The sequence below is a fragment of the Paenibacillus sp. YN15 genome, assembly GCF_003285005.1.
In the GTDB taxonomy this organism is placed as follows: domain Bacteria; phylum Bacillota; class Bacilli; order Paenibacillales; family NBRC-103111; genus Paenibacillus_AR.
In genome coordinates this window covers 1-14,615 of the sequence record NZ_QMFA01000030.1, presented here as the reverse complement: position 1 = coordinate 14,615, position 14,615 = coordinate 1, and the positions used below count along the sequence as shown (strand labels likewise).

The following is a 14,615-nucleotide window of genomic DNA, read 5'->3' as shown; positions in this document are numbered from 1 at the left end:
TTGATATGAATGCTGCCCTTGATTAATCTCTCGGCTTGTTGGCAATCACTGCTTGGTACGCCCCGTAAGCCGGCTTCTCCGCCCCAATAATCCCTCCGGAGGAATGGACCAGCCCGTAATGCTGTTCCCCGCTGGAGCGGTCCGGTTCGTCCAGCAGCTCATAAACGAAGAAGCCCTTTACCTTGGACGGCGCGTTATAATAGAATTGATTGGCCGTTTTCACAATATACTCCGCCTGGGCCTGCTCGGTCCATGTCAGTGTGCCTTGGAAGGTATTGCATTCGGCCACCAGAATCTCGGTTTGGGGGTAGCTTTGCAGCTTGTTCAGCGTAAAGGTCATGTCGCCCATGTTGGAATACCAATCAAGACCGTTAACCTCCCACTCTACGCCATCGGCAAGCAGCATTTCCAGAAAAGCGGTATGCCGGTAGCACATATTGATCACCCGCTTGGCGTCGGGGTCGCCGGTGCGCACGCCACGGCCCAGGGCGATCAGCTTATCCCGCATCGCTTCATAGACGGCCCGATTGTAATGGGAGACCTGCGAGCCGTCGTATTGGGCCCCAAGGATGCAGTCATTGTCGATCTCGTTGCCGATCTGGTAGTAGGCAATCTTGCCCTTGTAGCGTGCGGCGATGTCCTGTCCGTATTGCTCCAGCACGGCAGGGGTGAAGGTGAGCTTGGCGTAGATCACCAGGTAGATTTTCAGCCCCTTGTTATAGGCAGTATTGATGACCTGATCCATATACGCCCAATCATAGCTGCCATTGGCTGCCAGGCTGGGCTCCACATCCACCCGGTAATGGGAGATTCCCAGGTCTGCCGCCTTCTGCAGCTGGTTGTCAAGCTGCGAAGCCGGATAAGAGCCCTGCTTCTTGCTGTGCCCATTGACTCCCCATATAAAGCCGTCCCGGAATTTCTTGTTCAAGCGGACATCATCAAACCAGGACGTGCCGGTGATCCCCCCATCGGAACGCAGGTATATCCGCAGGCTGGAGGTATTGGCCGCGAAGCCGGACAATTCCGTCTCCAGCTTGGTCCACCCCTGGGTCCCCCCGGCGGTCATCAGCTTGACGGAGCCACCGTACCACCCCAGCGCCTGATTGGCCGCATTCACCTGCAGGACACCGACGCTGATCCCGTTGCCTGTGGAGATCTGGTCCGTCTTGACCCATACCGAAAGGGTATAGGTTTCACTGGAGACAATGGGAATGGTATCTGTATATATCGCTTGAACTTCGCTCTGTCCGGTAACCTTGGCAGCGGCCAGACCGCTATGGGCTTGGGCCGTATCCCTTATGAAGCCCGTATTATGGCTCCACAGCCCCGATTCGAAGCCCCCGTCCGGAGCAAGATTGATGCTCTCCAGGGACACATCGTCGAACCATACGTCTCCAACTGCCCCGGCATCCAGCCGCAAATAAATCTTCACCGTATCCGTGGATGCAGGAAGGTCATGGATGGTGGCCGTATATTTGGTCCAGTTCTGTCGGCCCCCTCCCGCCTGAATGAATTTGACTTGTCCTCCCGGATACCAGGCCAAGGCATGATCGGCAGCGTCCACAGGCAGCAGACTCACGCTGATGGCCGATTTGCTGTCTGACAGGCTGGAACGTACCCATACCTCCAGCTGATAGCCTTCATAAGGGCGGACGTGAATTTTCTCCGAGGTAATCGCGCGGGCTGCGGCAGCCCCGGAAACCTTCAGGGATTTACCCCCCGAATGATAAACCGTGCTGTCAATGGAGAATCCTGCACCGCCTCCCCCTGTCCATAAACCGCTTTCAAAACCGGAGTTGCCTACCAGATTGGCTGCATATGCCCGATCCGCACCGTTCAAAGCCAGGAAAACTCCCAGCAAAACGGCCAGCATGGCCAGCTTTACAAGCCTCTGCATCATCCTTATTCCCTCCCAGGGCTATCTAGTAAGTGCAAATACTGTCCATTTTCCCGTATAATCCAGCTGTCTTTGGGCGTAGTTGATGGTTGCGCCCACCGCCGAAATGGCGCTTCTTCCCTCAATAAAGTTGATGTAAAACACACGATCCCCATTGGAGCCTCCAAAAGGCGTGGCATAGGCATATTTGGCATACCACGATACTCCGCCGTTGTCCGTTTGTTTGCCCAGGATGGATGAGAAATCCTGGGACGTATAGAGCATCTCAAATTTGTGCGAGCCGGTTTTCACCATGTCCATAAATCTTGAAGTGGCGGAATCCACCGTACTGACGGTCCATGTGCCATTGGCGTACCTGGCCAGCTTGATGCCCGGCCCGTCCACCGCCCCATCCCCGTATCCCACATAGATGGTTCCATCGTCATCTACGCTGGGCTGGGAATTTTGAATGGGATGTTTGGCGAAATAGTCCGTGCTTGTGGAGCTTGGCAGACTTTCCGCAACCAGACAGCTATCCAGGTCTGCGCCGAAATTAACCGTATTCTTCAGATTCAGTCCGGCCGCATTGCGCATGGTGGAATCGGAGGTATCCAAGTAGGCCAGATACAAATTCCGCGCCTCCGCATTATGCCCTCCCGGTCCGCCGCCCATGGTCCACGTGATGTAGATGCGCCCCGCTTTCTCATAAACGCCGAAGGCATACACCTCATTAAACTTATCCGCCGTTTTGCCCGTGTCGATAACAGTGGAGGGCGCCGACCAGGTTTGGCCGCTGTCGCCGGATTTGATAAACCTGTAAGTCCGGTACGGATAACTGCTGTCATCATTCCTGGAGTAAAACAGGTAAACGTCATTGCCGGACACTACCGGCATGGGATAAGCGTTCCTGTCATTGCTGACGGTGGTTGTGCTCCACGTGCCGGAGATGGAATTGGCATAGGGAGCCTTGAGCAAATAAGCGGAATTGGCGTGGTTGAAGATAAAGATGCCCAGCCTCCCGTCCGGAAGCTTTACCATGGTGGTGTAGTCATGATAAGCGGAAGAAATGGAATCATTTCAGACCTTGATCCTGACTGCCGGCTCCCAAGCGTTGGCCCCATGGTCAAAGGCCTTCACGTACACATCCATAACCGGTCCGCTGTACGTCACATAGGTCTTGTTGGATACCGGATCATACAAGCCGGTGCCAAATGTTCTGCGGGCATGGTAGGAGGCATTGCTTTCAATCACACCGGCACCTGCGGCGGCCGCAGCCGGAGAAGACGCCGACATAAGCAGCATAACTGAACATAATAGGGCTGCCAGAAACGCCCCGCCGCCCTTCCAACCTTTTTTCATTAAAAATCACCCCCTTTCTTCCTTCAGATTCATGAATGCTATTCCTACGGCCGGGCAAATAACGCCGTCGTTTGGGAGCCTGGGGCTCCCTCTGCCCATTATTCACCCGGCTTGGAACTTATACGTGCATCACTGGCTATACGGCTATCCTTTTTTGGCTACTTCATAAATATCCTTCGTAAAAAATGCTTTGTCCTTATTCTCCTGATACCACTTGGCATACCAGTCCTCCACCTGCTTGCCGCCTGCCTTCGTCCACAGTGACTTGGCATCGGCAATGGCTTGATCCACCGTATACGATTTGCCGCTGACAACCGCTTTATTGAACATATCCGCGATAGGCTGATCCGTATTGGTCAGAATTAATTGCAGCTCCTGGGGAATTGAAGGCATATGCTCAATATGGGTAATTTGCGGCATAGGACGGGAAGGGTCCAAATAAGCCTTCTCCGCTTGATGGATGATTTCCTGGAATTCCTTCTGCAGCGGATTGGAGAGGTCCAGTTGGCTTTCGAACTTGCTGCAATCGCCGAAGGTGACGGCGCTTCGCAGCATCTGGAAATCCGTCAGATAGTCCTTCTCAATCTTGTTCTTTTCCTTGCTGATGATAACCGGACAGCCATTGTCGCCTGTCTTCCAGTGTTCGCCTTCGATGCCGTAGTTGAGGACCTTTTGGGTTGACTCCTTAACCAGGAAGTCCACATATTGGATAACGGCAGCGGGATTCTTCGCAGAGGCGTTGATGGCGGCGGTCATTTGCACCGGATTGCCGAGAACCGGGCTGAATTGGCCGAATTCACTGGCCGGCAGCTCAATCGGCGTAATCTGGGCATCCGGGTTATTTTTGCGGAGGGACTCGAACATACTCAGCCCTAACCCAATGCTCCCCCCGTTGGCTCCGTAAATACCCAGCTTGCCTGTAATAAAGTCCTGCGTTGCCTTCTCGCCGTTCTTGTCGGCCAGGTAATCCTTATCCACCAAACCTGCGTCATATACCCGTTTCTTGAACTCATTGGCCGCCTTCACCCGGTCCCAATCACGGACCCACTTGCCGTCCTGGATGATCCAGATGACATTGCCGAACATGGCATCGGTAATTTGTCCGGTGATGTTGCTGAGGCTGTACCCATACGTATCGTTCTTCTTGTTGCCGTCGGGGTCATTGGCGGTGAAGGCCTTGGCCACATTGAATAATTCCTCAACCGTCTTGGGTACCTCAAGCCCCAGCTTCTTAAGCCAGTCGGACCGGATAAACAGCACATGATTGGGCTGCACAGTGTTGATCCGGCCAAATTCATACAGCTTGCCGTCCGGCTTTGTCCCCTCCTTGCGCAGCACCGGATATTTCTCCAGAAACGCCTTATATTCCACACTGTACTTCTCGATCAGATCGCCAATGGGCATCAGCTGCTTCTGGGTGTAAAGCTCATTGCGGTAATTGGTGTCAAAATCGAAGATCAAGTCCGGCGCCGTACCTGATGCAAATAAGGTGTTGAACTTGGGAATCGGCTCCCAGCGCGGTATGGCGACAAAGCTCACATTGGCCGGCCCGTTCTCGTTCAGCCACTTGGTCCAGCGGTTCTTCTCAATCGTCCCCTCCTCCGGGGCCACATTGCCGCGATCGTAAATCGACTGGGAAATGGAAGCCCTCTCCGCCGGTTTGGAATCACCGCTTTGGCTGGAGGCCGCCGGAGCGGCAGAGGGTGCAGAGGAATCTGACGGCCCCGACTGGTCGGAGCAGCCGGCAATAACAGCCGCCGCAAGGACAGATAAGCCAATTGCCGACCACACTTTCTTGCTGTTGATCATGGATAACGCCCCTTCAATTGGTTATTTTTATTCTCTGTGAATGCCCATGCCATACGATTAACCCTTAATTGCGCCGATCATCATCCCCTTTACGAAATACTTTTGCAGGAACGGATATATAATCAGCATTGGCGCCACCATGAAGATAACGCCTGCTGTCTTGATGCCCTCCGGGGTGATCTGGTTCAGCTCCTCCGGCTGCAAATGATTCATCTCCTGCAGCAGCGACTGGCTCTGCACCATCTGCTGTACAAGCACCGTCATGTTATACTTTTCCGGACTGTTGATATAAATAAGGACATTCATGAAGGCATTCCAATAACCGACGGCATAGAACAGCGTCAATGCCGCCAGCACCGGCAGCGACAGCGGGAGCGCGATCTGCCCGATCAGCCGCCATTCGCTGCAGCCGTCCATCCGGGCCGCCTCCTCCATCTCGGCAGGGATGGACTCGAAGTGTGTTTTCAGCACCAGCATATTGAAGGCGCTTACCAGACCCGGCAGCCACAATGCGCCGTATGTGTTCAGCAGGCCAAGGGACTTGATCACCAGAAAGGTGGGGATAAGCCCGCCGCTGAACAGCATGGTGAACACGATAGCCAGCATAAACGGCTTCCTGGCATAGAAATACGGCCGCGAAACCGGATAAGCCGCCATAACTGTAGCGATCATGCTAAGAATCACCCCAACCGCCGTAATGATTACACTATTGACGAAGGAATTTACAATACGGGTGCCCTTGAACAGCGAAGCGAAGGATTCCAATGACCACCCGATGGGCCACAGCGATACCCGGCCGGAAGCCACGGCATGGGAGTCGCTTAAGGAAACCGCCAAAACATGGACCAGGGGAAGCACACAGCTTAATCCCGCCAGCGCCAGCAGCACATAGTTAATGGAATAAAACACTTTCTCTCCCAACGTATCTCTCATTCTTCTTCCTCCCTACCAGAGCCCCTGTCCGAATCTGCGGGCGATCCGATTGGCCGTCAGCACAAACACCAGACCAATCAGCGATTCGAACAGCCCCATTGCCGACGTCAGACTGAATTGTGCCCGCTGCAGGCCTACGCGGTAGATATACGTGCTGATGACCTCCGCTACCCCCGACACGCTGGCATTCTGCAGGATATACACCTGATCGAAGCCCACTTCCATTACACTGCCCATAGTCAGAATAAACACGAGAACGATTGTCGGACTGATGCCGGGAAGCGTAATATGCCAGATCTGCCGCCACTTGCCCGCCCCGTCCATGCTGGCCGCTTCGTACAGATGGGAATCGATGGTGGAGAGCGCCGCCAAGTAAATAATTGACCCCCAACCGGCGCCTTTCCAGATACCGGACCCGACGAAGATGGCAATCCAGGAGCGTTCATGGTACAGGAATGGAAATGTGGTGCCGTTCAAGGTCTTCAGAAGGGAATTGACGATGCCGGTTTCTTGGGAAAATATGGTAACTACAATGCCGCCGATTACCGCCCACGATAAAAAATGGGGTAAAAACACCAGCGTCTGAACCATCCGCTTAAACCATTTCCTGCGCGCTTCATTCAGCATAATGGCAAGGGCAATGGGAAACGGGAACCCCACGAAGATGCTTAACCCGCTTAACACCACCGTATTGCGAATAATCGAAAGCGTCAGCGAATTGGAAAACAGCACCTTGAAATTCTTGAGTCCCACCCAGTCGCTGCCCCAGATGCCTTCCATAAACGTATATTGCTTGAAGGCAATGATCAGGCCCGCCATCGGCGTGTATTTAAAAACAATGAAGAACACAATGATTGGCGTAAACAGAATAAGCAGTGGCACATTCATTTTCCATCGTCTCCGCCGAAGCCGTAAGGCCGCTGCTTTGTCTGGGCCGCGGGCATCCCGGGGCTGTGGTCCGGAACTTGTTGCGTATGCGGAATCCATCTGTATGCTCCTTCCTCCTTTCTTCCTTTTTTCACGAAAGCGCCGTGGCGATTTCGGTAGCCCTACGATAACACCCTCCGGAATTTAGGGTCAATGAGCATATTTCAGCGGATACGCAAATTCTCCGAACACCCAAATTGCGCCCTGCAAAAGGCCTCCTTAGGGAATAATGCCGTCTGCAGGGCGCAGCAACGCTGGCCCAAATATTGGATTTAGCCGCATTCCTTGCGGTAATCTCCCGGTGTAACGCCTACCACCTTCTTGAACACGCGGATGAAGGAAAACGGCAGCAGGTACCCCACCTTTGCCGCCACATCCTGCACCGGCTGCTCCGATTCCAGCAGCAGCCGCTTGGCGTTCTCCACCCGGACTTGAATAACGTAATCGCTGAACTTGACTCCGAATTCCTCCCGGAACAACTGGCTGACATGCTTCGCATTCACGCCGAAGATGTCGCTTAAGTAATTGAGGGATAGATCGGGATTGGCGTAATTTTGCTCGATATAGTCCTTTACACGCTGTATGATGGCGTGATAGGTCCGGCTTTCCCGCTCCTGCCTGATCCGTTCCGCAGTCCCTGTCAGCACTTCTTCCAGTTGAATGAACAGCTCATCCGCCGTTTCAAATTGATCCACTGCCCCGTTAAGCTGCTCATGCGCCGCCGTGCTCCAGGAGTCCCGAAGCTCCTGGGACAGCTCCATCATTTCCCGCTGCAGGTGATAGATCAGGTAATTGGCCAGACTGGCCAGATCCTCGCGGGAGAACAGCATGCTCCGGATGCCGCAGGCGATCCCCTGGAATTGCTCCAGCCAGCCGTCCTCCCCCATCCGGTACGCCAACGCCAGCCTGCGGATTTGCTGCAAATATCCATAGCTTTCACCAGGCTCCCATTTGCTGATTTCCGCATGGGAGATAACCCTCCCCGTCCCGATCACCGTTTTGTATTTTACCGCTTCAAGCGCCCCTTGATAGGATTCGCCGATCTGTTCTATGGCGGTGACTTGCGGGCCGATTCCAACCGTAACCGTAAACTTCAAATTGCCGGCTATCCACTCGCACAGCCTGGCAACAGACCCATAAACCGCGTCTTCGCCTTCGGGCTCCCCCGTCCACCGGTACAATACAGCCAGCCGATTGCCGTCCAGCCACTCCGACCATACCTGTCTCTTCTGCGGCGGCGTTATTTCGGAAACAACATTGCTGATCACATACTTCAATAAATCCTGGTCCGTGTGGGAATAGCTCCGGCAAAATTGCCCGTATCTGTCCAGCTCCACAACCGCCGCCTGAAGTCGGGAGAAGGAAGTCTCCAGCCCGAGACGGGAAAGCTCGTCAGGCCAATCGTGGGGCTTTATCGGACGGCCGTTCATCAATTCCTGGAAAAAGTAGCGCCGGCGAAAAAGATGCTCCTCCTTCTGGCGGGCTTCATACTGGCTGGATTGCTCCATCATATCGTCAAGCGCCGCTTCAATCAGCTGGAATTCATTCCGCCCCCGCGGGGTTGCTTCATTCTCCCGCCTATCATTGGGGGAAACCGCTTTCAATCTGGACAGAATCGATTCAATCGGCCGGTAATTTCGCCGGGAGACGACCACGATAGCGATTGTTCCCATGAGGATCACCGCCATTCCAATCATTAGAAGAATCTTTGTGTATCCGGTGATAGCCATGAAGATGCCCATGTTATGCAACCGGCTCTGCATATGCCACCCGGTATAATCGGATTGAACGGCAGACACGCTGGAGTCCGTGCTGTCCGCCTTCTCCCCTTCACCGTCGGAGGCTGCGGCCGCAGGCAGCCGGCTGTCCATAAGGGATACCCCTTTGCGGTCGCATAACGATACCTGGCTGTAGCCGGAGTCCATCATTTTGCCGATCAGCTGCGCAATGTCGCTTGTTCGGATGTTGACAACAACGAAGCCTTGCCCTCCCGACAGCGCCGGAACCTTGCGGACCAGGGAAACAACGGATATCCCCCTTTCCTGACTGGTGAATTCCATGTAGCTGCGGGCATTGGACCAAACCTCTGTCGGATATGCCGCAAGCACCCCCTCCACGAACTCCCGGTCTCCGAAGGTATCCAGGGTCAGCAGGGAGTTGGCGGTCAGAACGGCCTGGTCCGCCGTTCTGTATAAATAGATGGAATCGATCCGGATGGTCTGGATCACGCTGGTCAGGCTGCGCAGCAAAACCGACGGTTCATAAACGGAATGGTAGGAGTTTGCATCGGCAGAGGGATAGTAATATTGCTTGAGGACATTGCTGGCCTGAATTTCCTTCAGCATCATATCATCGATGGATTTGAGAGCGTTATCAAGAAAGGACATGGCATGGGCCACGGAGACGTGATTGGCGTTCTCCGATGCTTTCCTGGACATCTCGCTTACGCTCAATGCCGTAATCGTCAGCAATACCAGCGTGATCACGGTAAAAATCGGCAAATAGGAGAGCAGCAGCCGGTTGAGCCAATGTTTGCCCATATATTCGCCGGCCTCCCTCTGTATCAGATTCCCGAACCTCTGGGTATCCTTACCATAGCAAATGCCAGTAACGCCGGTCAATGCGCATCGTTCCGTCAATACTCATCTTCTCCGGGAAACGAGGAAAACCGGTACTGCCCATGTCCGGCCAACCGGCGAAATTGCCGAATGCCAAGAACTTCGCGGCTGTGTCAACTGCCATGTCCACGGCTGCGACTCTGGCGGTGGCAAAAGGAGCGGCAACTTGGAAGTTTTGCGGAACTCAGCGGCCCTTACAGTGGCAAAAACGGCAGCTTGGAGATTTTGCGGAACTCAGCGACTCTTGCGGCGGTAAAAGCGACGAAAATGGGCGGAATCTGGCCGCGGCGGGCAGATAAGAGTTCCTCAGTTCCGCAAAAACACAAATTTACTCCAAAAGCCGGTTTAAGAGTCGCTGAGTTCCCTAAGCATCTCGCCCACCATCCACCTCCACCATCAACAAACATCAGCCATCTGCTATCACTATCCACTATCCACCGTCTGCTACCCACTATCCACCATCCGCCACGCGTCTAGCGAGCCAAGAACCTCTCTTTCCCGCTCCGCGCACGCAAATATGCTCCTCCCGAAAGCAGGCGTTGTTGCCGCAGCTGCTTCGGGAGGAGCATATTTATGAGAGTTCCGCTATGCTATTCCATCGCGGCTGCCTTGTGGGTTCCCGTCTCTCCCTCAGCCATCGGTACAATCGGCTCTCCCTCCGGCTGCTCCGGGCCAACAGACGGTTCAGCGGGAGGTGCGGCAGGCTCATTTTTCCACCGGTGATTGATATACGAGATGGTAAAGGAGATCACGGCCATGATCAGCAGCACCAGCACCTTGTAGATGCTGTCCTCCCCGGACAGATCGGAAAAGAGTACCTTGACGGAAACCAGCACCAGCACGATCGAGCCGAAATACCGGAATACCCGCTGTTTGCTGGAAGCCCCCCAGAGGAACAGGAGCAGAGCATACACACCCCAGACCACCGACAGGGTCAGATTCAGACTCCAAACGCCATCCAGATCATATTCCTCAAACAGATTGCCGATCTGCAAGGTGAGGAGACCGCCGACGATCAGATGGCTGGCTACGGAGAAGAGACAGGACAGGAACCTCCGTCCCTCTTCCTTCAGGGCGGCGAAGGTGCCGGAGAGAGAATACCAGAAGCCGAGACCCGCCAGCAAAATCCAGGCGAAGGCCGCTCCGTTCAGGAACGGAAGGTACAGGCCGAACCATTCCCCCCGCGGCACATTCCATGTGGTGACGAACCAATACGACGTTACACCTGCCCACATCACCATGGACACCAGCTGCAGCCCCTCCATCCGAAGGCGTTTGGCCGCTCCCATCAACAGCACCGCCAGCCCTCCCCACACATAGACGCTGATCAGCGGCTTGATGGTCAGCCCTTCCCCCATTTGTGAAAAAGCCAGGAGCAGCAGCAGCACACCGCCTGCGGCCTTGAAGGTTACGGCAAAGGTTGCTTCCTTGCCGGCGATGCGGTACGCGGTCCAGGCCAGCAGCAGATACACAAGACCCATGGCCCCTAAAGGATAGGCCATTTCCAGAATGCCGTCCAGAAGCACCACGCACCAGCAGCCGAACAGCACCGCATTGACAAAGCCCAGGTACAGGTTCAGCCCGTCAAAGCGGGAGTTCGCTTTCCAGGAGGAAATGAGAAAGCCCAGCACATAGAACAGGAAGGTGGCGGAGGCATACCGGACGGGCATACTCCACAGCGCATCCGTTGCCGGATCGAAGTGAAGGTAATACACCACATAAGTCAGCCATGTGCCCACAAAAGCCAGCAGCCGGAATTCCGCCCACTGCTTGCGGACGCTAAGCCAAAAGTAGCCGCTGTTCAGAACCAGAAGATACAGGAACAAGGAGAAGGCCTGATCTTGCTCCGGACGGAGGAACAATGGCGCCGCCAGGGAACCCAGGAGGGCCAGATTCATCAGCACCCGGAAATCAAAGAGGTAGGACAGGACGGTTAAGCCAATGGTCAAAATCAGCATCGCGATGAAAACGGTCATGGAATCCCACAAGTCGAAATAGATGCCGGAGAAGGCAAAGGTGGCGTACAGGACGGCCCCGCCCAAGCCGCTGATGATTTCACCGATAAGAAGGCGGCTGTCCAGGATGAGCTTGAAGCCGGCAAGACCCAGGCCCACTCCGAACAGGAGCCCCGCCCCTGTTTTCATGGAGTTGGTAATCCAGCCTTGATCCAGCGTGAACTTGAACAAATAAAGGATGGAGCAGATCACAAACAACGCGCCCAGGAATGAAGTCCAGTGTTTTTTAAACAATTCCGGCATTGGGGTTTGCCCCTTTCATGGTTTGGTTTTAGGACCAGGTCTTACCCCTATTGTGAAACAAAACCGCCGCCGCCAAAAGTACTAACTTTCTCTAGTACCCCGGCAGACGGCGGTGAGGCAAACACATGCACCAAAACAACAAAACCATCCCCAAAAGTGACGAGAAGCTCTACATACATCCGCACACTCTCTTCACCCGCAGCAAATCTCCCGCAGCCCGGAGAGGAGATGCAGGCTATCCCTGCTTCTCCTCCTCAAATAACCCCAGCTCCCGGGCCTGGCGCGCCGCCTCCTTGCTGGTGCTGCCGCCCAGCTTTTTCAGAATATTGCCTACATGAACCTTGATGGTCCGCAGAGACAAATAGAGCTTGTCGGCAATGTCCGATTGGGTATGGCCCGCGTCGATCATCCTCAGCACCTGGAGCTCGGAGGGGGTGATTTTATCCCGCAGCTCCTTGATCCGGTATGCCTGCTCCAGCTGGCGCAGCCGCCGGAACTCCTCCCGCATCTGCGCTGCTACATAAGCGTTCATCGGCGACTCTCTGGCATAGGCAGCCCGGACGGCGGCGGGGATGCCTCCGAAGTCGGACTTGACCATATAATCGATGGCCCCCACCCGGTAGGCGTCAAAGATCATTTCCTTCTCCTGCAGAGAAGTGAGCATCACCACCCGCGCGGGGGTGGTCTGGCAGATCAGCTGCGCCAGGTCGATGCCCTCGGCAGCGCCGTGCATCATAATATCCACCAGCGCCACATCGAAGGCCGCTTCCCGCACCGCCTGCTCCGCCGTCTCCCGGCTGGACGCCGTTGCCGCCACTGTAAAATCCGGCTCCCGGGACAGATACGCCTCCAACCCCCGCAGCCAATCCTCATCATCCTCCACCAGCAATAACCGAATGCGCTCCATGCCGCTCCTCCTTCCTCTTGGGAAAATGAATCGTCGCCGTTGTCCCTTTGCCGGGGGTGCTTTCCAGATGCAGATTCCCCTTGTGCAGCTTCATGACATGATAGCAGTAGGACAGACCCAGGCCGAAATTCCGGTTGGAGGCGGCCTTGGTAGTATAAAAAGGCTCCAGCACCCGCTTCAGCTCTTCCCGGCTGATGCCCTTCCCGGTATCGCGGACCTCGACCACTACCCATTTGGGGGTTTGGTAGGCGCGAACCAGCAGTTCACCGCCCTCCGGCATGGCCTCCAGGGCATTGTTCACCAGATTCTGCACCGTCTCCACCAGTTGGGCCCGGTCGGCCGTCAGCGGAAGCGGGCCGTCCAGCTCCCACCGGGCCTCCACCGATGCAGGCAAGCCCAAGCTCACCTGATGGGACAGCTCCTCCAGCACATCCCCAAGATCCAGGGCCGACTGCCGCAGCACCAGCTCCTGGGTTTGGCCCTTAACCCGGGCAATCATCTCCTGGATATGCTCCGCCGCCGCTTCAATAACCCGAATATCCCGCAAAAGCTCAGGCTGGTTGGTATCGGCGGCAAAAGCGGCGATTTTGGCGGTAAACAGCTTCATTTTGCCCACATCGTTCTTAATGGCATGGTTCAATACAGCGGTACCGGAGGTGACGGCCCGCAGAGAAATATCCAGCTTCTTCTTGGTAATGAGGAATTGCATATCCAGAAAGCCGTATTTGAAAATGGCGATGATGAAGATAATAAACGCCAGGACAATCGCCCAGGTATTGTAGCGCCACATTTCAGTAAAACCCAAGGCGGGCAGCAGATAGTTCATTACGGAGCAATAGAGCACGGCAGGCACAATGGCGGCTGCGGTATACCGGTGGTTGCGGCGGAGCAGATACAGGGTTTCCCGGCGGCTTAGCACCAGATAAGCGCCTGCGGCCACCACGGGCACGGCCCAGAATACCACCGCGCGGAAGGGAATGGGATGCACCGGACGGAGAGTCAGCAGAATGAAGGCCAGAGGCGCCAGCACCGCATAGGGAAGCGCCCGGCGCAGGGCGGCCGGAAGCGGCGCAGGGTTGTAGTGGGAGGCAAACATAATAAAGGTGAAGGGCAATCCGTAATACTGCGTCAGCGACGAGACGATCCTGGCCCGGTCCAGCCAATCCAGCATTTCCCGGGAATAGCCGTGCAAGGCGCCATAGGGCATTATGGTATCGCCGATGACAGCGGACAGGGCCCCGGCCCCGCCGCAGAACAAGAACCCGGCCATCCACCGGACAGACGGCTTGCGCGGATCAAAGACAAGCAGGACAAGACCTACTGTCCACAAAATAATCAGAACTGCTGGCATGGAAGACCGGACACTCCCCGTTTGTTTGTATCCCTTATTATACCATTCACCGGGGGCGGTGCGGCGAAACGGACAAAAAAAGTGACTACTCTGTTTGGAAAAATTGTGTTTTAAAGGGACTTAGGAGCCCTTATTGTCTGCCGCGGGCACATTCGTCCCCATTCCAAATTGCTGTTATCTGCTTTTAGTGACAGCATCTCTGATGTATGGTAGATGGTGGTGGGATGTCGGGAATATGAAACGATATGGAATACCCATAAATGTAAAAGTACATTTATTTCATGAGTTAACTGCTGGAACGGCGGGTCATCATGCAAAAAGTGCATCTATTTCACGCGGATTTTAGCTTTTTGGCGGTTTCAAACGAAAATAACTGCACTTTTGCATGATTGGAGCGAAAAAATGGACTCGCAGCCCCAAATAACTGCATTTTTGCATGATAGAATTGGCAGATAATGGATCAATGACAGGGTGGCGCCTCCAAAAAACTGCCTTCGGTTAGAGCAGGAAGCGCCATCCGGACCGTACATCCGTTATTCATCAAATTAGCGCTCTTACGGCACTAGCGATGCATCAA

General features: G+C 54.8%; 11 protein-coding genes. All 11 read right to left on the bottom strand.

All coding sequences use genetic code 11. The features are described from left to right. Positions 1 to 22: 22 nt before the first annotated feature. The 11 genes from DQG13_RS20925 to DQG13_RS20875 all read right to left on the bottom strand — a co-directional run bounded on the left by DQG13_RS20925 (position 23) and on the right by DQG13_RS20875 (position 14,038). The gene (locus tag DQG13_RS20925) at positions 23 to 1,900 is read right to left on the bottom strand and encodes a carbohydrate binding domain-containing protein (protein WP_113021810.1); all 1,878 of its coding nucleotides are present in this window, start codon (positions 1,898 to 1,900) and stop codon (positions 23 to 25) included. Between the two features lie 18 nt (positions 1,901 to 1,918). Continuing rightward, positions 1,919 to 2,944: a BNR-4 repeat-containing protein gene (locus DQG13_RS20920; RefSeq protein ID WP_258525795.1), complete on the bottom strand. Its 1,026-nt coding sequence runs from the start codon at positions 2,942 to 2,944 to the stop codon at positions 1,919 to 1,921. Positions 2,945 to 2,953: 9 nt separating this feature from the next. Next, the gene (locus DQG13_RS20915) at positions 2,954 to 3,235 is read right to left on the bottom strand and encodes a hypothetical protein (protein WP_113021806.1); all 282 of its coding nucleotides are present in this window, start codon (positions 3,233 to 3,235) and stop codon (positions 2,954 to 2,956) included. 144 nt (positions 3,236 to 3,379) lie between these two features. Further along, complete coding sequence (locus DQG13_RS20910; RefSeq protein ID WP_113021804.1) at positions 3,380 to 5,044, bottom strand: extracellular solute-binding protein; 1,665 nt, start codon at positions 5,042 to 5,044, stop codon at positions 3,380 to 3,382. 57 nt (positions 5,045 to 5,101) lie between these two features. Beyond that, positions 5,102 to 5,977 (bottom strand): carbohydrate ABC transporter permease, encoded by an 876-nt coding sequence (locus tag DQG13_RS20905; protein WP_113021802.1) that lies wholly within the window; start codon positions 5,975 to 5,977, stop codon positions 5,102 to 5,104. 12 nt (positions 5,978 to 5,989) lie between these two features. Continuing rightward, positions 5,990 to 6,865 (bottom strand): ABC transporter permease, encoded by an 876-nt coding sequence (locus DQG13_RS20900; RefSeq protein WP_258525791.1) that lies wholly within the window; start codon positions 6,863 to 6,865, stop codon positions 5,990 to 5,992. 311 nt (positions 6,866 to 7,176) lie between these two features. Further along, positions 7,177 to 9,444 (bottom strand): helix-turn-helix domain-containing protein, encoded by a 2,268-nt coding sequence (locus DQG13_RS20895; RefSeq protein ID WP_113021798.1) that lies wholly within the window; start codon positions 9,442 to 9,444, stop codon positions 7,177 to 7,179. Positions 9,445 to 10,112: 668 nt separating this feature from the next. Beyond that, positions 10,113 to 11,780 (bottom strand): DUF2339 domain-containing protein, encoded by a 1,668-nt coding sequence (locus tag DQG13_RS20885; RefSeq protein ID WP_113021795.1) that lies wholly within the window; start codon positions 11,778 to 11,780, stop codon positions 10,113 to 10,115. 47 nt (positions 11,781 to 11,827) lie between these two features. Continuing rightward, positions 11,828 to 11,959 (bottom strand): hypothetical protein, encoded by a 132-nt coding sequence (locus DQG13_RS31565; protein ID WP_258525790.1) that lies wholly within the window; start codon positions 11,957 to 11,959, stop codon positions 11,828 to 11,830. 56 nt (positions 11,960 to 12,015) lie between these two features. After that, positions 12,016 to 12,687, bottom strand: a complete 672-nt coding sequence (locus DQG13_RS20880) for a response regulator transcription factor (protein WP_113021793.1) — start codon at positions 12,685 to 12,687, stop codon at positions 12,016 to 12,018. After that, entirely contained in the window at positions 12,653 to 14,038 is a 1,386-nt protein-coding gene (locus DQG13_RS20875; protein ID WP_113021791.1) for a sensor histidine kinase, read from the bottom strand. The genes DQG13_RS20880 and DQG13_RS20875 overlap by 35 nt, the downstream gene beginning before the upstream one ends. Positions 14,039 to 14,615: the final 577 nt, after the last annotated feature.

Excerpts from the sequence above, each read along its gene's own strand:
- DQG13_RS20925 (WP_113021810.1), bottom strand. The coding sequence starts at position 1,900 with ATGATGCAGAGGCTTGTAAAGCTGGCCATGCTGGCCGTTTTGCTGGGA.
- DQG13_RS20915 (WP_113021806.1), bottom strand. The coding sequence starts at position 3,235 with ATGAAAAAAGGTTGGAAGGGCGGCGGGGCGTTTCTGGCAGCCCTATTA.
- DQG13_RS20910 (WP_113021804.1), bottom strand. The coding sequence starts at position 5,044 with ATGATCAACAGCAAGAAAGTGTGGTCGGCAATTGGCTTATCTGTCCTT.
- DQG13_RS20905 (WP_113021802.1), bottom strand. The coding sequence starts at position 5,977 with ATGAGAGATACGTTGGGAGAGAAAGTGTTTTATTCCATTAACTATGTG.
- DQG13_RS20900 (WP_258525791.1), bottom strand. The coding sequence starts at position 6,865 with ATGAATGTGCCACTGCTTATTCTGTTTACGCCAATCATTGTGTTCTTC.
- DQG13_RS20895 (WP_113021798.1), bottom strand. The coding sequence starts at position 9,444 with ATGGGCAAACATTGGCTCAACCGGCTGCTGCTCTCCTATTTGCCGATT.
- DQG13_RS20885 (WP_113021795.1), bottom strand. The coding sequence starts at position 11,780 with ATGCCGGAATTGTTTAAAAAACACTGGACTTCATTCCTGGGCGCGTTG.
- DQG13_RS31565 (WP_258525790.1), bottom strand. The coding sequence starts at position 11,959 with ATGTATGTAGAGCTTCTCGTCACTTTTGGGGATGGTTTTGTTGTTTTG.
- DQG13_RS20880 (WP_113021793.1), bottom strand. The coding sequence starts at position 12,687 with ATGGAGCGCATTCGGTTATTGCTGGTGGAGGATGATGAGGATTGGCTG.
- DQG13_RS20875 (WP_113021791.1), bottom strand. The coding sequence starts at position 14,038 with ATGCCAGCAGTTCTGATTATTTTGTGGACAGTAGGTCTTGTCCTGCTT.